The organism is Pseudarthrobacter sp. rb (assembly GCF_056389225.1).
Window position 1 is genome coordinate 26,590 of sequence record NZ_JBWJAR010000014.1, and the last position, 20,420, is coordinate 47,009.

Genomic DNA, 20,420 nt, shown 5'->3' on the forward strand with positions numbered 1-20,420 from the left:
TGCAGGGCAAATTCGGCCGGCCACCCTTTATCCGAGCGCTTGCTCGATGGCGTCGAGGATCTCTGCCGAGTCGGGCTCGACCGTGGGGGCGAACCGCGCCACCACGTCCCCCTCGCGGTTGACCAGGAACTTCTCGAAATTCCACTTCACCAGCCCCGGCAGCAGCCCGGTCTTGAACTTGGTGAGCTCTGAATAGAGCAGGTGCTGGTTTCTGCCGCGGACCTCTGCCTTGGCCGTCAACGTGAACGTGACACCGAAATTCCGTTCGCAGAAGTCCGCAATGTCGCTGTCGGTCCCGGGCTCCTGCCCTGCGAACTGGTTGCACGGAACGCCCAGGACCTCGAACCCCCGGTCGCGGAACTTGCCGTAGAGGGCCTCCAGGGCGGCGTACTGCCGCGTGAAGCCGCAGTTGGACGCCACGTTGACCACCAACACCACTTTTCCCTTGAACTGGCCGAAATTTGTCCTGGTGCCATCGTTCAGGATCAGCGGGATCGGATAGAGGGGTCGCTGGCTGCGTGTCAGAGGAGAGATGTTCATGCAAGGGATTCGGTGCCGGCGGGGCGCCGTACGGGTTCCGGGTGCAAATTCCCTAGGCCGGGGGCGCCGTCGGTACTGGTTCAGTCGACGTAGGGGTGTGGGTTGGGGTCGGCGTTGGGGCAGGCTCCGCGGGCGGGAGGGTGGGGGCAGGCGCCGGGGCGGCAGTGGTGGGTGCCGGGGCGGGCTCAACCGGTGCTGGCACCGGTTCGGGGGCGGGAGCGGGGGCCGGGGCGGGCGCAGGTGCGGTCTCAATCGGAGCAGGAGCCGGGGCGGGTTCGGGTGCGGGGGCCGGAGCGGGGGCCGGAGCGGGCGCAGGCTCAACCGGCGATGGCGCCGGAGCCGGTTCGGTGGGTGTGGGCTGGACGGGAGTCGGTGAAGTCGTGGGCGTCGGCGTGGGCGTTGGGCTGGCAGGGTCAGTGGGAGACGGCGAAGGCGTCGGCGTGGGACTTGGTGACGTAGGGGTTGGCGAAGTGGGCGTCGGCGTGGGACTTGGTGACGTAGGGGTTGGCGAAGCGGGCGACGGCGATGGCTCGGTCGGTGACGGAGCCAGCGTTGGGCTTGCAGGGATGGTCGACGGATCGCTGGGCGCCGCCGCGGGCGAAGGCGGCGCGGCACTTACCGACGGTTCAGCGGCCGGCGGCCCCGTCGTCGTCAACTGCACGTTCGGAGCGGGCAGCACGATGCCCGTTGCCTGGGATGGCGAGGGTGCCGGGCCTGGTACGAAAAGCGGCGGGAAGGGTGAAACCTGAAGCCCGGCTGCGGGGAGTCCGTCTCCCGGGTCAACCTGGAGGGGGATGGTCCAGCTGATCCTGCCGCCGGACAACCCCGTGCCGGGCACGTACGAAACCATCTCAGCCGGAAGGGCCTGGTCCATTGCACGGAGCTGGAGGAAGTTCCATCTCAAGGGGTTGGTGTAGCGGCCATTCAGGATTGCCTCGAAATGCAGGTGGCAGCCCGTGGACCATCCGGTGGTCCCAACGCGCGCGATGACCTGGCCCACCCGCACCTGGTCGCCGGTGTGCACACCAATGGATTCGAGGTGGTTGTAGGTGGTGATGAGCCCGTCGCCGTGGTCAATCTCAATCCGGTTGCCGCCGCCCCAGGGGTGCCAGCCGGCCGCCCGCACAACACCGGAGTCAGCGGCGTAGACGGGAGTTCCGCAGGGGGCTGCGTAATCCTGGCCCAGGTGGAAGTCTCCCGCTGCCCCGCTGATCGGGCTGACCCGGAACCCGAACGGCGAGCTCGGGTCCAGAAGCTGCAGGGGCGCCATGAGGAAGCCGGGCAAGGGCCTGCCGGCACCGGCCGGGCCCAGCGTGAGGGCCGCCCTGGCGCTCTGGTCGACGCCGCCAATGGACGTGTGCGGGAAGGCCAATGCCACAGGTGGATTGGAGAAGATGGCCGGCGGAAGGGCAGCGGCGCCAAGCTGGTCTGTTGCCGTGGGGGCTGGTTCGCTGTGCCCTTCCCGGAGCTTCGCCGTTCCGGACGTTCCGTACGGGGCGGCACTGCCCTGAGTGGTGCCGGTTCCGGCAACCGATCGCGCCAACTGTGGCGGTTCAGCGGAGCCGGCGGAAAGGTTGACGGCGCAGACGGACGCCGCCAGCACGCCGGCAGCAGCAACGGCCCGGGCAACGGGGGGAAGGGTACGCTGGTCCGGCTTGCTGTTGCCGGGCACGGAATTCTTGCCCAATTGACTGACTCCACGACGTGGCCTGCCGCACGGTGTCTCGACGGTATGTCCCATGGGACCACAGGACCGCAGGCGTGGAAACCCCGTAGCCGGACAATGCGGGTTTTTTGTGGGTCGTTAGGGGGCGGAGCTGCGCGTCTCTGCCGGATCCAGCCGTGCGTGGCGCAAATGGGCAACAATGTCTCATGCGCAATGTCCTTCGTACCTGGCAGGACGAAATCAAGAAGACCTTCTCGGGCAGGGCCGACGCCCCGCCGGACTGGACGCTCAAGCTGGCCGAGGGCGAAGACGTGGGCTACCACCTGCCCGGCTCGGCAGTGTGGGCGGTGCACGGCTCCATGACGCCGATCGTGGGTGGAATCCGCACGCTGCTCATGCAGTCGCTCCATCCCGGCGCGCTGGCGGGGGTGCACGAGCACTCCAACTTCCGTGACGATCCCCTGCGCCGGCTGGCCAACACCATCCGCTGGATCTTTACGGTGACCTATGGATCCACGGACGCCGCGGAGGAGGCAACACGGCGCGTCCGCCGCCTGCATGAGCCTGTCCAGGGCAACTACAAGGACAACGACGGCGAAGTGCGCACCTACAGTGCCAACGATCCCGGGTTGGCCAACTGGATCCACCTGGCCTTCACGGACGGCTTCCTCGCAGCCCACAGAATTTGGGGCAGCCCCATCCCAGGCGGCCAGGACGCCTACGTGCGGGAGTGGGCCCAGGCCGGGCGGCTGATGGGTGTGGAAGACTCGCCGCTGACGGAAGCGCAGATGCGCAGCCAACTGGAACGCTGGTACGCGCAGGGCGAGCTGCGGGCGGACGGCCGCGTCAAGGAAACGGTGGAGTTCATCCGCAATGCGCCCCTGCATCCGCTGCTGAAGCCTGGCTACCGGATCCTGTTTGCCGCTGCGGTCTACAGCCTGGAACCCCGGTACCGCCAGATGCTGGGGCTCTCTCTTCCACGGCTGGGCCCGTTTCCCCTGCCCGTGCGGTTAACCACAAAGGTGGTGCTCGGCGTCGTCCACCTGGCCCTGGGCGGTCCCCGGAGGGGGATGGGTCCCAGCGAAACAGCAGCGAGGCAGCGCCTGAGGCGGCTTGGTGAACCGCTGGCAGATCTGGCCTGACCACCAACCAGAAGGCCGTAACGGAGGCGGAAAAGCAAGAACCCGGCCCCGGGTTACCGGGGCCGGGTTCTTGACCGGCGGAGAATGGGGGATTTGAACCCCCGAGGGCGTTAACCCAACACGCGTTCCAGGCGTGCGCCATAGGCCGCTAGGCGAATTCTCCAACTGCTTCTGAATCAAAAGCAGGTACTAGATTACCTGAAGTTTTCCGCATCGCCCAATTGGCCCATCCGGCATCGGTTTTTTGCCGGCCGCATCCCGCCTCAAAGGGGTACGGCGATGGTTGCCTTAACCTGAAAATGGACGCCCCCAATGCGCCCATTCCCTGTTGCACCGTTGAGCTGCCGGGTCCAGCCCCGTTAAGCCAGGCCACGCAGCTCACAACCTTGAGATTGCCCCAATCGGTGTACATAGCCATGATCCCGGCTGGGGCGGGGATAAGCAATGGAAACCGTAGCCGGGCATCCACGGGCAGGGTGCAGGCAACGTGCCAGGGCCTCCGCCGGCGGCGCCCGGTCCGATTCGAGTCGGACCGAATGTTCGGGTAAAGTATCTGACGGCCCCTCATGTGGCGTCATCCTGTTGAACTCCCCCAGGACCGGAAGGTAGCAAGGGTAGACGGGCTCTGGCGGGTGCATGGGGGGTCTTTACTATTCCCCCACAGGGCGGCATGATGTCAGCCCGGATTGGTAGGGTTTTCTCTGTGACAGTTACTACCGCCCTGTACCGCAGATACCGTCCCGACTCGTTCGCTGACGTTATTGGCCAGGAGCATGTCACCGAGCCGCTGATGACGGCTTTGCGGAAAAACCGCGTCAACCACGCCTACCTTTTCTCCGGCCCCAGGGGCTGCGGCAAGACCACGTCCGCCCGCATCCTGGCCCGCTGCCTTAACTGCGCCCAAGGGCCCACGGACACCCCCTGCGGGACCTGCCCCAGTTGCGTTGAACTGGCCCGTGGCGGTTCAGGTTCCCTTGATGTCATCGAGATTGACGCCGCGAGCCATGGCGGTGTTGACGACGCCAGGGACCTCCGCGAGCGCGCCACCTACGCCCCGGTGCGGGACCGCTACAAGATCTTCATCATCGACGAAGCCCACATGGTCACCTCCGCCGGGTTCAACGCCCTGCTGAAGATCGTGGAAGAGCCGCCGGAACACATCAAGTTCATCTTCGCCACCACGGAGCCGGACAAGGTCATTGGAACCATCCGTTCCCGGACGCACCACTACCCGTTCCGGCTGGTGCCGCCTGAGCCCCTGATGGCGTACCTGGAGCTCCTGTGCCGCCAGGAAAACGTTCCCGTCGCCCCTGGCGTCCTGTCTCTGGTCATCCGCGCCGGCGGCGGCTCCGTCCGCGATTCGCTCTCCGTCCTGGACCAGCTCATGGCAGGCGCCGGACCCAACGGGCTGGACTATGAGCTCGCCGTGGCCCTGCTCGGCTACACCCATGCTTCACTGCTGGACGACGTCGTGGAAGCCGTGGCTGCTTCCGATGCCGCCACCGTTTTCCGCGCGGTGGACCGGGTCATCCAGACCGGCCACGATCCCCGCCGGTTTGTAGAGGACCTGTTGGAGCGCTTCCGCGACCTGATCATCGTGCAGGCCATGCCCGAGAGCGCCCACGCCATCCTGCGCGGGATGCCGGAGGACCAGATCGCGCGGCTGCAGAACCAGGCCCATAACCTTGGCGCGGCGGAGCTTTCCCGGGCCGCTGATGTTACCAACACGGCCCTGACCGAAATGACCGGGGCCACGTCCCCCCGGCTGCACCTGGAACTTTTGTGCGCCCGGATCCTGCTGCCCAGCGCTGAACAGAATGAGCGCGGCATGGCAGCCCGGATCGACCGGGTGGAACGGCGGTTGAACTACGCCGGAAACGACGTCGGCGCTCCCGCCACGGCTACGCCGGCATCGGCGGAGGTACCAGCGGCGACGGTACCAGCGGCGGCAGTCCAGCCAACGGCACCAGCTGCCACTCCCGCCGGTTCCCCGCTGGATTCCCAGCGCGCGCACGGCTCCGCCGCCCCGGAGCCTTCTGCCAATACTGCTGCGGCCCACTCTTCCGCCGCCCAGGCTGCCCCTGCCCAATCCGCGTCGGCCCAGGCCGGACCGGCGGCTCCCGCTATGCCCGGTTCCGGGGACGGACCGGCGGCTCCCGCTATGCCCGGTTCCGGGGACGGACAGGGTGCTCCCGCCTCTGACGGCGCCCGCAGTCCCCTGACACCACCTCGGGTCAGCACCAGCGACTGGCCCGTCGAGGAACCGTCCCGGCCCCGGACACCACAGGGCTCCCAAGGTTCTGCCGCAGGCGCGGGGACCATCAACCCCGCCGAGCGGGCCTCTTCAGCGCCGCAAAACAAGGCAGTGCCGCAGGGCCAGGACAACTCAGCGCCGCAGGGCCACGACAATGCAGCGCCGCGGGGACAGGAAGACCGGCCAGCGCCCAGCCAGTCCGCTGCGCCCCGCGTCCCGGACCGGCCGCAGGCCCAAAGCGACCAGGTGCCTGCCACCCACGGGCCCGGCAGCAACTCCCCCGGCGCTCAAATGCCAGGCCAGCAGGTGCCAGGACCGCAGGCCCCTGTCCATCAGGCTCCCGCAGCGCACCACCAAGCACCCGGCGGGTCCGCCCCAGCCAACCCCCCGGCCATGGGCGACGTGGAGGTCCTTCGCAGGGCCTGGCCGGATGTCCTGCAGGCACTGTCCAAAATCAAGCGCAGCACCTGGGCCCTCGTTGAACCCAATGCGCAGGTCCAGGCGTTCGACGGCAGTGTCCTGACCCTGTCCTTCACCACGTCCGGGCTTGCCGGCGCCTTCGGCAGGGCGGACCATTCGGACAACCTGCGCCAGGCCATCCACAAGACCGTCGGCATCGACTGCCAGATCCAGGCGGTTGCCGGCGGCGCCAGCCAAGCGAGCTCTGAGCCAAACCCAAAAGTTCCCGCCAGCCCGGTGGTTCCGGCCACCTCAGCTGACGTTGCCTGGGGCCTGGCTCCTGCTCCGGCCCAAGCCCCAGCCCAGGCATCCCCAGCGGTTCACGTACCCGCAGCAGCGGCGGGCACCGGAATGCCGCTGAGCGGTAGTTCCGGAAGCCCGGCCGCTGCCGGCAGCACCCCCGCCGCGCGAAGCACCGCCCCTTACGGCAGTTCGGGAAGTTCCGCTGTCGCCGCAAGCCCTTCGGCCGCACCCACGGCCGCCCCTGCAGGTGCCACCTCTCCGGGCGCAACCTCTCCGGCTGCCACCTCTCCGGGGGCACGCCCGGCGGCCGACGCCAACGCGCGGGGCAACCACGGCATGGATCCTGCGGGGTCTGGCCCCAGTGCCACCGCCGGTGCCAGCGCCCGGGCTGCAGGAACCGCTGCCGACACCTCCGGCACGAATTCCGCACACCCCGCGTACCCGCCTGCCGGAGGCGACTACTCCTACTCTGATGACGATTGGGGACCGCCGCGGGATGAGGACGCTCCCCCGCTGGATGAGGAACCCCCCATGGACTGGGAGCCCTCCGCGCGTCCGGGCAACCGGACGGCACCACCCTCCCCTGCCACTGGCATCGACCAGGCGGCAGACGGCGCCCACCCTGCAGCTGCCGCGCGCCCCCAGGGGACTGCGCCCGGCGGGCCAGGCTCTAGCACCGCTTCCCAACCCGCTGGCCAACCGGCTTCCCAGCATGCTGGTGCCGCCCACGATCCCTGGACCCGGGCCGTGGAACAGGCACCCGGCATATGGGTAGTGGGAGACAAGAGCAACGTCGGCGCCAAGCCAACACCTGCATCCGCGAATGACAACATTGGGGCGTCCGCCGCCGTCCCCCATTACGAGCCCGCAACCGCCCAGGTGCCGCCCTCCATTCCCGTGGCCTCGACGGCCACGGCTGCTGCGGCAGCGGGGCCAGACTGGGCCGCGGGGGCAGTTTTCGGCTCCGGCCGGACGGAGCCGGCTGCGGGTGCGTATCAGGCCCAGTCCCCGGACCACGCTCCGGTACCCGAATTCGCCATGGCGGCCGCCGCACCTGCACCGGTCACACATGCTTCCGCTGCCCAGGCCACTGTTGCTCAGGCACCGGTTACACAGGCAACCGCTTCCCAGGCACCGGGTGCACAGGCGGCGGTGGCGCATGCCTCCGTTACGCAGGCACCGGCCGTACCCTCCCGGCCACAGCCAGGAAATGCCGCGCCGGCTTCTGCAGGGACTTCTGCACCGGCGGCCGGACGAACGGAAACGCGGCAAAGCCTGTACCAGCGGCTGTCCAACAGCCCCGAAGCTGAGGCAGGACGCGCCAAGGCGCCGGCCAGGGCCGCCGCCACCCCGAGTGCCTACGTCCAGGACATACCAAGCGCCGACGATGAAACCATCGAGGAGTCAGGTGTCTTCGGCCGGGCCGCCGTCGAACGCATCCTGGGCGGGAAACTGATCGAGGAGCGGTCCCTGGACGGAAGCCCGGTTACGCCACGCTATTGACGGCCCGGCCTGCCGCCGGGCATTGCCATTTGACTGATCCATCCGCTATTCACACCAAGCTAAAGAGGGAAACGTGTACGAAGGTGCTGTCCAGGAGCTGATCGATGAGCTTGGACGCCTTCCGGGCGTGGGGCCCAAGTCCGCACAGCGGCTGGCATTCCACATTCTTGAAGCCGACCCCCAGGACATGAAGCGGCTGGTTGAGGCCATCACCACCGTCAAGGAACGGGTGAAGTTCTGCACCGTCTGCGGCAACGTCACGGAGCAGGAGCTGTGCAACATCTGCCGCGATCCCCGCCGCGACCCCGCCGTGATCTGCGTCGTGGAGGAGTCAAAGGACGTCCTGGCGGTGGAGCGCACCCGTTCATTCCGTGGCCGGTACCATGTGCTGGGCGGGGCCATCAATCCCATCGCGGGTGTGGGACCGGAGCAGCTGCGGATCCGCGAACTGCTCACCCGGCTTAACGACGGTGAGATCCAGGAAGTCATCATCGCCACCGACCCCAACCTGGAGGGTGAGGCAACGGCCACCTACCTGGCCCGGATGCTTAAGACGATCGGCATCGCAGTGACCCGCCTTGCCTCCGGGCTTCCCGTGGGCGGCGACCTGGAGTATGCCGACGAGGTCACGTTGGGCCGCGCCTTCGAAGGACGCCGGAACGCCCTGGGCTGAGGCACCCGGCGGCCTCCCGCCGTCGTACTCCTCGCCGGGCCGGACGTGCCGCGGCCCTGTCCACAGCCCTGTCCGCGGCTGGCGCGGCACCCCATGGCCGGAATGTGGTCACAATTCAACGTCCCTCCGGGGGCGGCGATAAACTGTGGAGGAAAGCCGCGCCGTCCAGCGTCAGGCTGCCTGGCCTCCAGAACTCCAATTGATCCGATGAAGGTACGCGCATGAGTACGCCCACCACCGAAGTGCACAACGCAACACAGCCGCTGGCGGCACCCGCCTCCGGCGCGGTGACCAAACAACTCATTGTGCAGAAGTTCGGCGGCTCCTCCGTCGCGGACGCTGACGGCATCAAGCGCGTTGCAAAGCGCGTCGTTGATGCCCAGCAGGCCGGCAACGAGGTCGTGGTGGTCGTCTCGGCAATGGGCGACACTACCGACGAGCTCCTGGACCTCGCCGCACAGGTGACCGACTCCGCCCCCGCCCGCGAAATGGACATGCTCCTGTCTGCCGGCGAGCGCATTTCCATGGCGCTGCTGGCCATGGCCATCAACAAGCTCGGCGCCTCCGCCCAGTCCTTCACCGGGTCCCAGGCCGGCATGATTACCGACGGCATCCACGGCAAGGCGCGGATCATCGACGTCGACCCCCACCGCATCCGCACCGCCCTGGACAAGGGCAACATCGCCATCGTGGCAGGCTTCCAGGGCATGACCCGGGCCACCAACGAAATCACCACGCTGGGCCGCGGCGGTTCCGACACCACGGCCGTGGCACTCGCGGCAGCCCTCGAAGCGGATGTCTGCGAGATCTACACCGACGTGGACGGCATCTTCACCGCCGATCCGCGCGTGGTCCCGTCAGCCCAGAAAATCGACACGATCTCCAGCGAGGAGATGCTGGAACTCGCGGCCTCCGGCGCCAAGATCCTCCACCTGCGCTGCGTGGAATATGCCCGCCGCTTCGGCGTCCCGCTCCACGTCCGCTCCTCATTCAGCCAGCATGAAGGCACCTGGGTCATCCCCAGCGCCGACGACAAGATCACCACTCAAGAGGGAGTTGCCTTGGAGCAGCCAATCATCTCCGGCGTTGCGCATGACCGTTCCGAAGCGAAGGTCACCGTAGTCGGCGTCCCCGACATCCCCGGCAAGGCCGCCGCAATCTTCCAGGTCATCGCCGACGCGCACTCGAACATCGACATGATCGTCCAGAACGTGTCCACCCACGGCACGGGCAAGACCGACATCTCCTTCACCCTGCCCATCGTTGAAGGCGCCGATGCCCTGGCCGCCCTTCACGCCGCGCAGGACCAGATCGGTTTCGAGGCCATCGAATACAACGAGCAGATCGGCAAGCTGTCCCTGATCGGCGCCGGCATGCGGTCCCACCCCGGTGTCTCCGCCACGTTCTTTAAGGCACTCTCCGACGCCGGCATCAACATCAACATGATCTCCACCTCGGAAATCCGCATCTCGGTGGTCACGCACGCCGATCTGCTGGACGAGGCCGTGCGGGTCATCCACAAGGCATTCGGGCTCGACACCGAAAGCGAAGCGACGGTATACGGCGGCACCGGCCGCTGATCGCCAACGAAAAGCCGGGCTGCCCTTTCCCCAAAAGGAGAAGGCAGCCCGGCTTTTCTGTCTCTGGAAGCATCCAGGATGAATCAGGTTTCGCGTTCCAAATCTTCGCGGCGTACCGCGTAGTGGTGGCCGGTTGAGTCGGTTTCCACCACGAAATGCGAAAGGTCCTCTTCGGAGGCCTGCTCGAATTCGTCGTGTTTGTGCACCACGGGCGCGTCGGCGTCCAGTCGGGTGGCAGGACCAAAGACGAAGCGCAGCCTGTCAGTCAGGCCCATGAAACTGGTAAGGACATGTGCCACTGTTTTCCACCCCCTTCCCGACCATCGGGCGAAAGTGCAGCCGGCCCCGGCAGGAGCCAGTGCCCCCATTTTATGCCCGGGACGCGGAAAAGGCTCCGGCGTAAAGCGAAGGAATCGCTACCGCAGGGAGCGGTCTTCAGGATTCCGCGGCACTACATAGGTGCTGCCGTCCGGCCTGGTGATGGTCTCCCACTGTTGGGTCTCCGCCTGGCGCTGGGCCAGCAGACGGCGGTTCTCGTCCGTCATGTCATGCGCCAGCGCGGTGCGGCTGGCGGGACCGAATACGGCCCTCAACTTCCCGGTGGCGCGCATGAAGCGCTGGGAGGCGTTGCCCTTGTCCGCGGACCTGCCCATGAAGAGGTTCCTTCCACTCACTATCCAACCTAACACCAATGTACACTAATCATTAGTGCACTAACAATCGGAGGACCAATGACTGCCACAGCGGCAACGGACTCAAAAGAAACCGACTCAGCCCACGAGGAAGACCTGCTGCTCGAGCATCAGCTCTGCTTTGCGCTTACCGTGGCTGCCCGCAGCGTGGTGGGCGCCTACAAGCCCGTGCTCGAGAAGCTCAACCTCACCCACCCGCAGTACCTGGTAATGCTCTGCCTTTGGGAAGACAGCCCCCGCACTGTCCGGAACATCAGTGAAGCCCTGGCCCAGGAACCGGCCACCATCTCCCCGCTTCTGCGCCGGCTGGAAGCAGCGGAACTCATCACCCGGCGCCGTGCGGACGGCAATGAGCGCGCACTCGCCGTCGAACTGACACCCAAAGGCGCCGCCCTGCGGGAGCAGGCGCTCCAGGTGCCGGGGACCATGATGGAGCGTCTGGGGTTGACCCGCGGGCAGGTCACCGAACTGCACGCGTCAATGATGGGACTGATCGCCGCCACCTCCCAGTGAATGATTGCGGCCAAACGGAAACCTGCCGCCGTACGCCAAGCGACTAGAATTACTGGACGAAGGAGAGGTGGCCTGATGCGGAAATTTCGGATGCTCGCGGCATTCCTGGCGGTCGGTGCTGGGCTGGTCTCCGGTTGCAGCGGCACTCCTGACAGCGGCACGTCCACGGCAACAGCGCCTTCCTCCGCTTCAACCTCCACGGCCCCGGGAAGCTCTCCCGCGGGCTCCGCAGCCCCCTCCCCCGACACCGAAACGTCAGTGCCGGCTCCTGCGCCCGACACGTCACGGCCTGGCAATGGCCCGGGGCAGGGGAACGCTGAACTCGCCATCACCCTGGTGCCGTCCCCGGGCGCGCCCGAAGTCAACTACACCCTGGTCTGCTCCTCAGGCGGGCCGGCCGCGGAAAGCAGCCATCCCAACGCAGCTGCCGCCTGCGCGGCCCTGAAAGCCAATCCGGCCATCGCGGCTCCGGCCGCACCGGGAACCTCGCAGCCGTGCACCCAGCAGTATGGCGGCCCCCAGACGGCCGCCGTCACGGGCATGGTGGACGGCATCGCCGTGGATTCAAAGTTTTCGCGGACCAACGGATGCGAGATCAGCGCATGGGACGCTGCCAAGGACGTATTGGGCGCATCCGGTGGAGCCTCTTAAGCTCCTGGCGGCGGACAGTGCGCAGGCAAGGGAAAAGGCCCACCTGCAGCGCGTCAGCCGCTATGCCGATCCATACCTGGCCCGGCGGTCCGCGGGACAGAAACACCCGGTGGAGGACTTCCTCTTCACCTACTACACCCAGAAACCCGGCCAGCTGAAGCGCTGGCACCCCGGTGCCGGCGCAGTCCTCACCGGCGCCCAGGCAGCCGGGCGGCTCGGCTGGAAGCATTACCGGACGCTCGACGACGGCGAGCTTGCCTCCTTGGGGCTGCCTGCAGGAAGCACCGCGGTCACCTTCGACCGGCACGCCTTTTTGGCCGACCGCAGGGATGCAGTGGCCTTCGCCGGCACGATCCTCCGCGGGACCGCCGCCCGGCCGGCGCAGTTTAGCTGCTTCGGCCTGCACGAGTGGGCCATGGTCTACCGGCAGGACAAGTTCGACCTCCGCCATGAATACCTGCAGCTGCGGCTGGGTGCGGCCGGTACGGACAAGGTGGTGGAGGACAACAGGATCCGCTGCACCCACTTCGACGCGTTCCGGTTCTACACCCCGGACGCCATCCCGCTCAACGAGCATTCACCCAGCCGGGAATCGCAGCGGCACATGGAGCAGCCGGGATGCCTGCATGCCAACATGGACCTCTACAAATGGGCCTACAAACTGCTGCCGGCGCTGCCCAGCGAGCTGGTGATGGACTGCTTCGAACTGTCGTGGCGGATCAGGGCCATGGATATGCAGGCATCCCCGTACGACCTGGCCGACTGGGGGTATCCCGCCATCCCCATTGAGACGCACCATGGCAAGGCCGCCTATGTTGAGCACCAACGCTCTTTCGCAGCGGAAGCGGGTGCCCTGCGGGAACGGCTGGCAGCGGAGCTCGGGGTCATCGCGGAAGGAGCGCCACGGTGATAGACCTGACCATCAGCATCCGTGACCACCCCGACGCTCCCGAACACGTGTTCCGGCTGGTATCAAAGGACGGGCACCCGGCTGCCGGGACCACCCTGCCCGAGCCCGTGGCGGCCATTGCCGCCGTGGAGCGGTTCGGCGAAGACATCTTTTTCCCCAAGCCGGGGCCGCCCAAACTGTGCACGCAGCAGTACGGTGGCCCGCAGGTTGCCGTGGTCACGGGTATGTACCGTGGGCGTGCCGTCCAATCGACCTTCTCCCGTACCGACGGCTGCGAAATCGCACGCTGGAAGGCCATGGGCCCCCTGCTGGGCGGGACGGCCACGTAGCGTCCTGCGGCAGGAACGAAAGCGGCCGGAACGAAAAAGGTCCCGGGTAGCCTGACGACCACCCGGGACCTCCCCCCCATGTCTTCCCGGTCAGGTGGCGGGTACCGCCTGCGCCAGGCCAAGCTGGGGAGCGCCGGCCGGGGCGGGCGCGGAGCCCGGTCCCACCTGCACGTTCACCCACGTCTTGATGCCGTTGCTGCCAAGGCTCAACCGTGAGAGGTAGGAACCCTCAGCAAGGCCGGTCCAGTTCAGCGTCGCCGAGGTGGCGGTTCCGTTCGGCGCCACGATGGGGTTCGGGTTCACCGTGAGATTGCCCGCGTCCCCCGCAAATGTCACGGCCTGGACGGAGGCAGTGGCGGGGCCGTTGTCAGGTGTGGCATACAGGTTGGCCACCACGTAGTAGGTTCCGGGACGGGGTGATTCCAGGTCCAGGAACTCACTGGCGGATGCCGTTGCCACCTGGGTGGCCGTGAGGCCACCCGCTCCGTTCGGCGCGTAAACCACCATGTCCCAGTCGACGTCGTTCGACTGCGCCTGGATGCCGAGCCGGGCAAACGACGTGCCGGCCGGCACGTTTACCTGGACCAGGGCGTTGTGCGCATCATTCGTCGGGGCATACGCGCCCGGGGTCTTGGTGATGGCGGTCTGGCCCAGCGGCGCCAGCCCTTCCACGCCTACGGCGATGGGGTTGTCCGAGCCGGAGACAAGCTCCATGGTGCCGCTGCCGGTGCCCGTAGCCGAGCTGAAGGAGAAGGACGGGGCGATCTGGGCGTCGACGGGACGGATGGCGATTGGTGACGTCACCGTCCGGGGACCCTTCCAGGTGAGGCTTCCGGTGCTGAATTTGCCCATTGGTGCGCTGACGTTCCGGATGGTCAGGGTTACGTCACGGGTCTGGCCGGCCTTGGCGAAGTTCAGGGCCTTGGGTTCGACGTTGACGTTGAAGCCCGGCATGTTTACCTCTGGACGGTACATGCCCGGCACCAGGGCGGTCACCTTGCGCTTCACCTGGACCTCTCCAACCAGGCTGCCCAGGGCGATCGAGGGCAGGTTGAGGTCGCGGGCAGCAATGGTGCCTGCCTGTGGCGCCCCGGTTTGCACCCCTTGTCCGTTCAGGAAGCCAAGCCAGTCCTGGATGCCGGAGTCGTAGACCAGTCCGGGATCAAGCACCCGGGTGGAATCGATGTGGCCGGCGCCCCCCTGGAAGGGATCCGTGTTGGGGGTGCCATCGGCGTTGACCAGCGGATAGGCGGTGGTCATCATGGCGGACTTCACCCTGGCGGGGGTCCATTTGGGCTGCTTGCCCAGCACCAGGGCGCCGAAACCGGAGATGTGCGGGGCTGCCATGGAAGTACCGGACATGAATCCGAACTGGGCGCCGTGGTTGCCGATGGTGGAGACGCCGGCCAGGACGTTCACGCCGGGGGCAGAGATGTCCGGCTTCAGCAGGTCACCGCCGGATGCCAGGGTGGGTCCGCGGGATGAGAAGCCGGCGATCTGGGGTGCGGCTGCCGGGGGCAGGCCGGTGAGGTCGCCCTTGACCAGGCTGACGGTCAGCGCCGGGTTGGCTTCCAGCTTGGATTTCAGTTCCAGGCTCTTGGGGGCGTTGACGTGGACGGTGGGAATGACGTGGTTGTCGGCGTCCTCGGAGCTGCTGGTGAGGTTGACCAGGATCATGCCCACGCCGCCCTTGGCCAGGACTTCCTGGCTCTTGGCGGTCCGGTCCACCACGCCGCGGTCGCAGACGACTACCTTGCCGGCCACTTTGCCGGCGTCAAGGGTTCCCGGACCGCAGAGGTTGGGGTTGGCCGCGCCGGGGGCGGCCGCAGCAGCAGCTACGACAACGGGCTTGTCCGCCACTTCGGACTTCATGATCGACGCGCCGCGGTACAGCGACCCGTCGGACACCTTGACCGTTCCCAGGAGGTCACTGGGGAAGGTGGACGCAGCAACCGTGGTCAGCCACGGGGACGCGTGGTTCACCGTGGAGGCCGTGGGGCCGGAGTTTCCCGCGGAGGCCGAGACAAAGATCCCGGCGGCCGCAGCGTTCAGGAATGCCAGTGCCACGGGGTCGGTGGTGCTGTTGTTGTTGCCCGAAATGGAATAGTTCAGGACGTCGACGCCGTCCTTGATGGCTGCGTCCACGGCCTCAACCGACGCCGAGGAGTAGCAGCCGCCGGTGTCCGGGTTCGTATCCTCCCAGCAGACCTTATAGACCGAAACCTTGGCGGCGGGGGCTATGCCGGAGCTCTTTCCGAAGCTGGCTCCGTCGATCACCTGTTCGATGTTGGCGTTGCCGGCGGCCGTGGTGGCGGTGTGCGTGCCGTGGCTGCCCACGTCCACCGGGGAGATCTGCTCTTCCGGGGCACGCTCTGCCGGGGGCACGTACTGAAGGAAGGAATCCGCGAAATAGCGGGCGCCGATGACCTTGGAATTGCAGAGGGATCCGTCAAAGGATGCCCCGGTCCCCTGGCCTTTTTGGCATTCGCCCTCGAAGGTGGTGCCGTCCGCCTTAAGCATGGCTATCCTGCCGTCACCGGTGCGATAGGGAACGCCGACCTGAGGGTCGCCCTGCAGCGGCTTCAGCGGTTCGCCCTGGAGGAAGGGGTTGTCCGGCGCGTAGCCGGAGTCGATGACGCCCACCACGACGCCTTTGCCGGCTTTGGCTTCGCCGCCGAACTGCTGGGCCCAGGCGCCGTCGGGGCCGGTGAGCTTGAGGAAGTCGGTGGTGCTGTAGTCGGGCTTGTTCTCGACGTCCGGTGCCACGGCCAGGACCCTGCTGTCCTTGGACAGTGCGGCGGCCTGCACCGCGGTCAGTTCCGCTGTGAACCCGTTAAGGGCTGCGGTGTACTGCTTGGCGGGGGTGACGCCCTGGGCCGCTGCAACGTCCCGCTGCTGGTTGCGCAGGTGGGCGTCGTACGCCTTGTAGTTGGGACTGCCGGCGTCGAGCTTCCTGCCCAGCTGGGGCTTGGTCGCACCAAGCCCTGCAGCTCCCCCTTCGTATGCCGCGGCGGCCGGGCCGGCGAGTACCACGATGTACCGGCCGTCCTTGAACTGACTGTCCTTTGCGCTGGAGGAAACACTTCCCGGGCCTTGGACGCCAGGCGCCGCCGAAGCGGGAGCCACGGCCAGCGAGCTGAGGATCAGGGGCAGCCCGACGGCCAGCGCGGCCGCCTTCCGGAGTCCCCCAGCCCGCGAAGGGCTCTTTCCAGTTGATTTCACGTGCAACCCTTTCACGATGTGCGGCCCATACTTGGTGGGCGCCCCAATGACTGGCACTGCAGAGGGAATTACAGGTTTTGTAATTTGCCGCGACCAGACTGTTCACAGGGTACAGACTGATAGCGCGATATGACATAGGGCACATTCAGGAAAATTTCGCTTGTCATACGGGGACCCCTGAAGGATTAGGGAACTAAAAAAGGGCGCCCCGAAGGACGCCCTGCAAGGAGCGGAGGAAGCCTGCCCGCGCTACTGCCGGGGAGTGCGCACCACATCACTGATCCATTGCCTGGTCTTTTCATCCACAGGTCCGGCAACCCGGGTCTCGCGGGCCAGCCGGTCCGCTTTCACCTTCTGGAACACCATCCGGCCCAGACCGGCGAACACGGCAGCGGCAACCACCGGCAACAGCACGGACTTCGAATTCTCAGCCATCCAGCAATCCTAGTGAAGGCCTCCCGGCAACTCCAGAACCAGCCAAAGAACGGCCCTGCGGCCCCGGCGTTTTGCGCGGTTCCGCTGCACGGGCCCCTGCGATTCAAAGGGATGCGCCCGGGCCGGTAGAATGGTAAAGCAAGCTCGCGGAGCGCCCGACCTCATGGTGAACCAACGCAGGTGACCTTTGTCCCCGACACCCCCGGTACGGCGTGAGACGGCACCACTCCGCTGCGCCCTTACCCAAGCTCACGCACAGGAGTTGCCGGATGCCCCGGATCGTTGTTGACGTCATGCCCAAGCCCGAGATTCTGGACCCGCAGGGGAAGGCAATCGTTGGCGCTCTCCCCCGGCTGGGCTTCACCAGCTTCAGCTCTGTCCGCCAGGGCAAGCGTTTCGAACTGACGGTCGACGGCGAGGTGACGGAGGAAATCCTGGCCCAGGCCCGCGACGCCGCCGAAACCCTCCTGTCCAACCCGGTGATCGAGGACGTCGTCAACGTCGAGGTCGTCGAGGCCTGAGATGACTGAACTTCCCCTGATTGGCGAGGCTGTCGCCGTCGCGGCGGAGCCGCGCCTCGCCGGCGCCCGGATCGGCGTCGTTACCTTCCCCGGCACCCTTGACGACCGGGACGCCGCCCGCGCCGTGCGCCTGGCCGGTGCCACCGCCGTCGAACTCTGGCACGGCGACACCGGGCTCGGTGACGTGGACGCTGTGGTCATCCCCGGCGGTTTCTCCTACGGAGACTACCTGCGTGCCGGCGCCATTGCCCGCTTTGCGCCGCTGATGTCCAAAATCATCGACGCCGCCAACTCCGACGCCAAGCTGCCCGTCCTGGGCATCTGCAACGGCTTCCAGATCCTCACCGAATCGCACTTGCTGCCCGGGTCGATGATCAAGAACGACCACCTCAAGTTCCTGTGCCGCGACCAGGTACTGCGGGTTGAGAACAGCAACACGGCGTGGACCCTGGACTATGAGGCGGGCCAGGAGATCACCATCCCGCTGAAGAACCAGGACGGCCAGTACATCGCCGACGAAAAAACCCTGGACGCCCTTGAGGCCGAGGGCCGCGTCGTCTTCCGCTACGTGGGCTTCAACCCGAACGGCTCGCGCCGCGACATCGCCGGTATCTCGAACGCCGCAGGCAACGTGGTAGGCCTCATGCCGCACCCGGAGCACGCCGTGGAACCGGGCTTCGGCCCCGAGTCGCTGGACGGCATCGGCGGGTCCGACACCGACGGACTCGGTTTCTTCACCTCCGTACTGAACAAGATTGTGGGAGGCGACAAGTGACCACCGAAACCACCAAGAAATTCAACATCGACACCGTCGAGAACGCTGCGAAGACTCCGGACACCGAGCTGCCCTGGGCCGAGCTGGGCCTGAAGCAGAACGAGTTCGATGAGATCGTCAAGGTCCTGGGCCGCCGCCCCACCGGCGCCGAGCTGGCCATGTACTCCGTCATGTGGAGCGAGCACTGCTCCTACAAGTCCTCCAAGAACCACCTGCGCCAGTTCGGCCAGAAGGTCACCGAGGAAATGAAGAAGGACATGCTGGTGGGCATCGGCGAAAACGCCGGCGTGACCAACCTGGGGGACGGCTGGGCCGTGACCTTCAAGATCGAATCGCATAACTCGCCGTCGTTCGTTGAGCCCTACCAGGGTGCGGCGACCGGCATCGGCGGCATTGTCCGCGACATCATCTCCATGGGTGCCCGTCCGGTGGCCGTCATGGACCCGCTGCGCTTTGGCGCCATCGACCACCCGGACACGGCGCGCGTCATGCACGGCGCCGTGGCCGGCATCGGCGGCTACGGCAACTCCCTGGGCCTGCCCAACATCGGCGGCGAAATGGTGTTCGACTCCGTCTACCAGGGCAACCCGCTGGTCAATGCCCTCGCAGTGGGCGTCATGCGCCACGAGGACATCCGCCTGGCCAACGCCTCCGGCAAGGGCAACAAGGTGGTCCTGTTCGGTGCACGCACCGGCGGTGACGGCATCGGCGGCGCCTCGGTGCTGGCCTCCGAATCCTTTGACGACACCAAGCCCTCCAAGCGCCCCGCGGTGCAGGTGGGCGACCCCTTCGCGGAGAAGGTCCTCATCGAGTGCTGCCTGGAGCTGTTCAAGGGCTCCCTGGTGGAAGGCATCCAGGACCTTGGCGCTGCGGGCATCTCCTGCGCCACGTCCGAGCTTGCCTCCAATGGCGACGGCGGCATGCAGGTTGAGCTGACCTCCGTCCTGCTGCGCGACCCCACGTTGACCCCGGGCGAAATCCTGATGTCCGAGTCGCAGGAACGCATGATGGCCGTGGTCACCCCGGAGAACGTGGAAGCGTTCGAGTCCGTCATGGACAAGTGGGCCGTGGAGTACTCCTGGCTGGGCGAGGTCACTGACACCGGGCGCCTCATCATCACCTGGGAAGGCGACGTGATTGTCGACGTCGATCCCCGCACCGTGGCGCACGACGGCCCGGTCTACGACCGCCCGTTCGCCCGTCCCGAGTGGCAGGATTCCGTCCAGGCTGACACCTTCACCGGTTCGGTGCAGGATGCCGGCCGCCCGGCCGCTCCGGCTGAGCTGGCTGCGGCCGTGACGGAGCTTGTGGCGTCGCCGAACATGTGCTCCAAGTCCTGGATCACCAACCAGTACGACCGGTACGTGGGCGGCAACACCTCCATGGCCTTCCCCGACGACGCCGGCGTGGTCCGCGTTGACGAGGAATCCGGCCTGGGCGTGGCCCTGGCCACCGACGCCAACGGCCGCTACACCTACCTGGACCCGTACCACGGCGCGCAGCTGGCACTGGCCGAGGCCTACCGCAACGTCGCCACCGCGGGCGGCATTCCCATGGCCGTCAGCGACTGCCTGAACTTCGGTTCCCCGGAGGATCCGGACGTCATGTGGCAGCTGGCAGAGGCCATCCGCGGCCTGTCCGACGCCTGCATGGTGCTTGGCATCCCGGTCACCGGCGGCAACGTCTCGCTGTACAACCAGACGGGCACCACGCCCATCCACCCCTCCCCCGTGGTGGCAGTCCTGGGCAAGCTCGACGACGTCGCGCGCCGCACGCCGTCGGGCTGGCGTGAAGACGGCCAGGCCATCTACATGCTGGGCACCACAGGCGCCGAGCTGGACGGTTCCGAGTGGGCCAACATGCGTGGCCACCTGGGCGGCCAGCCGCCGAAGGTCGACCTTGAGGCAGAACGTGCCCTGGGCGAGATCCTGATCAACGCTTCGCGCGACGGCATGATCGACTCCGCGCACGACCTCTCCGAGGGCGGCCTGGCTGCAGCGCTGGTTGAGTCCTCGCTGCGCTACGGCGTGGGCGCCCGGATCGCGTTGCAGGACATCATGGACCGGGACGGCGTGGACCTGTTCACGGCGCTCTTCTCCGAGTCCCAGGGCCGCGCCATTGTGGGCGTCCCGCGGTCCGAGGAAGTCCGCTTCACCGACATGTGCACCGCCCGCGGCTTCGCGCACACGCGCATCGGCGTAGTGGACGCTGCCAGCGGCAAGCTGGAGATCAACGGCGTGGAGAGCCTCTCCCTTGACGCCCTCCGCGAAGCCCACGAGGGAACCCTGCCGAAGTACTTCGGCTAATCCCCC

Annotated in this window: 17 protein-coding genes, 1 tRNA gene and 1 other RNA gene; 12 read left to right on the forward strand and 7 right to left on the reverse strand. The window is 66.9% G+C overall.

The window, feature by feature from the left end; translation table 11 throughout:
* Window positions 1-27: 27 nt before the first annotated feature.
* Both ACWRN3_RS16910 and ACWRN3_RS16915 read right to left on the reverse strand, forming a co-directional pair.
* On the reverse strand, window positions 28-540 hold the full coding sequence (locus tag ACWRN3_RS16910) for a glutathione peroxidase (protein ID WP_476741356.1): 513 nt from the start codon (window positions 538-540) through the stop codon (window positions 28-30).
* 52 nt (window positions 541-592) lie between these two features.
* A complete protein-coding gene (locus ACWRN3_RS16915) occupies window positions 593-2,227 on the reverse strand; it encodes a M23 family metallopeptidase (RefSeq protein WP_476741357.1) in 1,635 nt (544 codons plus the stop codon).
* Window positions 2,228-2,412: 185 nt separating this feature from the next.
* Here ACWRN3_RS16915 and ACWRN3_RS16920 point away from each other — a divergent pair, with 185 nt between their 5' ends.
* Window positions 2,413-3,348, forward strand: a complete 936-nt coding sequence (locus tag ACWRN3_RS16920) for an oxygenase MpaB family protein (protein ID WP_476741358.1) — start codon at window positions 2,413-2,415, stop codon at window positions 3,346-3,348.
* A 78-nt stretch (window positions 3,349-3,426) separates the two neighbouring features.
* Here the strand turns inward: ACWRN3_RS16920 and ACWRN3_RS16925 are convergent.
* Window positions 3,427-3,511, reverse strand: a tRNA-Ser gene (locus tag ACWRN3_RS16925).
* Window positions 3,512-3,903: 392 nt separating this feature from the next.
* Here ACWRN3_RS16925 and ffs point away from each other — a divergent pair.
* The 4 genes from ffs (at window position 3,904) to ACWRN3_RS16945 (ending at window position 10,060) form a co-directional block, all read left to right on the forward strand.
* Window positions 3,904-4,000: signal recognition particle sRNA small type (gene ffs / locus ACWRN3_RS16930), an RNA gene on the forward strand.
* A gap of 21 nt (window positions 4,001-4,021) precedes the next feature.
* The gene (locus ACWRN3_RS16935) at window positions 4,022-7,807 is read left to right on the forward strand and encodes a DNA polymerase III subunit gamma and tau (RefSeq protein ID WP_476741359.1); all 3,786 of its coding nucleotides are present in this window, start codon (window positions 4,022-4,024) and stop codon (window positions 7,805-7,807) included.
* A gap of 73 nt (window positions 7,808-7,880) precedes the next feature.
* Entirely contained in the window at window positions 7,881-8,480 is a 600-nt protein-coding gene (gene recR, locus ACWRN3_RS16940) for a recombination mediator RecR (RefSeq protein ID WP_141158226.1), read from the forward strand.
* Window positions 8,481-8,701: 221 nt separating this feature from the next.
* Window positions 8,702-10,060: an aspartate kinase gene (locus ACWRN3_RS16945; protein ID WP_224024744.1), complete on the forward strand. Its 1,359-nt coding sequence runs from the start codon at window positions 8,702-8,704 to the stop codon at window positions 10,058-10,060.
* Window positions 10,061-10,143: 83 nt separating this feature from the next.
* Here ACWRN3_RS16945 and ACWRN3_RS16950 read toward each other — a convergent pair whose 3' ends face one another.
* Both ACWRN3_RS16950 and ACWRN3_RS16955 read right to left on the reverse strand, forming a co-directional pair.
* Window positions 10,144-10,359, reverse strand: coding sequence for a hypothetical protein (locus tag ACWRN3_RS16950; protein ID WP_159633488.1), 216 nt, complete (start codon window positions 10,357-10,359; stop codon window positions 10,144-10,146).
* A 117-nt stretch (window positions 10,360-10,476) separates the two neighbouring features.
* Window positions 10,477-10,713 carry a hypothetical protein gene (locus ACWRN3_RS16955; RefSeq protein WP_255174332.1) on the reverse strand — a complete coding sequence of 79 codons (237 nt, stop codon included), beginning with the start codon at window positions 10,711-10,713 and terminating at the stop codon, window positions 10,477-10,479.
* 78 nt (window positions 10,714-10,791) lie between these two features.
* Between ACWRN3_RS16955 and ACWRN3_RS16960 the strand changes: the two genes are divergently transcribed.
* The 4 genes from ACWRN3_RS16960 to ACWRN3_RS16975 all read left to right on the forward strand — a co-directional run bounded on the left by ACWRN3_RS16960 (window position 10,792) and on the right by ACWRN3_RS16975 (window position 13,155).
* Window positions 10,792-11,265, forward strand: a complete 474-nt coding sequence (locus ACWRN3_RS16960) for a MarR family winged helix-turn-helix transcriptional regulator (protein WP_324644022.1) — start codon at window positions 10,792-10,794, stop codon at window positions 11,263-11,265.
* Window positions 11,266-11,340: 75 nt separating this feature from the next.
* Window positions 11,341-11,916 (forward strand): serine protease inhibitor, encoded by a 576-nt coding sequence (locus tag ACWRN3_RS16965; RefSeq protein ID WP_476741360.1) that lies wholly within the window; start codon window positions 11,341-11,343, stop codon window positions 11,914-11,916.
* Entirely contained in the window at window positions 11,903-12,826 is a 924-nt protein-coding gene (locus ACWRN3_RS16970) for a 3-methyladenine DNA glycosylase (RefSeq protein WP_476741361.1), read from the forward strand. The genes ACWRN3_RS16965 and ACWRN3_RS16970 overlap by 14 nt, the downstream gene beginning before the upstream one ends.
* Entirely contained in the window at window positions 12,823-13,155 is a 333-nt protein-coding gene (locus tag ACWRN3_RS16975; protein WP_476741362.1) for a subtilase-type protease inhibitor, read from the forward strand. Before ACWRN3_RS16970 ends, ACWRN3_RS16975 begins: the two co-directional genes overlap by 4 nt.
* 90 nt (window positions 13,156-13,245) lie before the next feature.
* Here the strand turns inward: ACWRN3_RS16975 and ACWRN3_RS16980 are convergent, their stop codons facing one another.
* Window positions 13,246-16,377: a S8 family serine peptidase gene (locus ACWRN3_RS16980; protein WP_476741363.1), complete on the reverse strand. Its 3,132-nt coding sequence runs from the start codon at window positions 16,375-16,377 to the stop codon at window positions 13,246-13,248.
* A 249-nt stretch (window positions 16,378-16,626) separates the two neighbouring features.
* The gene (locus tag ACWRN3_RS16985) at window positions 16,627-16,812 is read right to left on the reverse strand and encodes a hypothetical protein (RefSeq protein ID WP_159633506.1); all 186 of its coding nucleotides are present in this window, start codon (window positions 16,810-16,812) and stop codon (window positions 16,627-16,629) included.
* A 269-nt stretch (window positions 16,813-17,081) separates the two neighbouring features.
* On the opposite strand from ACWRN3_RS16985, the gene purS reads away from it, so the two are divergent.
* From purS to purL, 3 genes are read left to right on the forward strand one after another with little or no spacing between them, the layout of a single operon-like run.
* Window positions 17,082-17,333: a phosphoribosylformylglycinamidine synthase subunit PurS gene (purS, locus tag ACWRN3_RS16990; protein ID WP_015935902.1), complete on the forward strand. Its 252-nt coding sequence runs from the start codon at window positions 17,082-17,084 to the stop codon at window positions 17,331-17,333.
* Window position 17,334: 1 nt separating this feature from the next.
* Window positions 17,335-18,108, forward strand: coding sequence for a phosphoribosylformylglycinamidine synthase subunit PurQ (purQ, locus tag ACWRN3_RS16995; RefSeq protein ID WP_159633509.1), 774 nt, complete (start codon window positions 17,335-17,337; stop codon window positions 18,106-18,108).
* Window positions 18,105-20,414, forward strand: coding sequence for a phosphoribosylformylglycinamidine synthase subunit PurL (gene purL, locus ACWRN3_RS17000; RefSeq protein WP_476741364.1), 2,310 nt, complete (start codon window positions 18,105-18,107; stop codon window positions 20,412-20,414). The genes purQ and purL overlap by 4 nt, the downstream gene beginning before the upstream one ends.
* Window positions 20,415-20,420: the final 6 nt, after the last annotated feature.

Bases quoted from the DNA above. Each gene is read 5' to 3' on its own strand.
- ACWRN3_RS16945 (WP_224024744.1), top strand. From the start codon at position 8,702: ATGAGTACGCCCACCACCGAAGTGCACAACGCAACACAGCCGCTGGCG.
- ACWRN3_RS16960 (WP_324644022.1), top strand. From the start codon at position 10,792: ATGACTGCCACAGCGGCAACGGACTCAAAAGAAACCGACTCAGCCCAC.
- ACWRN3_RS16910 (WP_476741356.1), bottom strand. From the start codon at position 540: ATGAACATCTCTCCTCTGACACGCAGCCAGCGACCCCTCTATCCGATC.
- ACWRN3_RS16935 (WP_476741359.1), top strand. From the start codon at position 4,022: ATGTCAGCCCGGATTGGTAGGGTTTTCTCTGTGACAGTTACTACCGCC.
- ACWRN3_RS16920 (WP_476741358.1), top strand. From the start codon at position 2,413: ATGCGCAATGTCCTTCGTACCTGGCAGGACGAAATCAAGAAGACCTTC.
- purS (WP_015935902.1), top strand. From the start codon at position 17,082: ATGCCCCGGATCGTTGTTGACGTCATGCCCAAGCCCGAGATTCTGGAC.
- ACWRN3_RS16985 (WP_159633506.1), bottom strand. From the start codon at position 16,812: ATGGCTGAGAATTCGAAGTCCGTGCTGTTGCCGGTGGTTGCCGCTGCC.
- ACWRN3_RS16965 (WP_476741360.1), top strand. From the start codon at position 11,341: ATGCGGAAATTTCGGATGCTCGCGGCATTCCTGGCGGTCGGTGCTGGG.
- purQ (WP_159633509.1), top strand. From the start codon at position 17,335: ATGACTGAACTTCCCCTGATTGGCGAGGCTGTCGCCGTCGCGGCGGAG.
- ACWRN3_RS16955 (WP_255174332.1), bottom strand. From the start codon at position 10,713: ATGGGCAGGTCCGCGGACAAGGGCAACGCCTCCCAGCGCTTCATGCGC.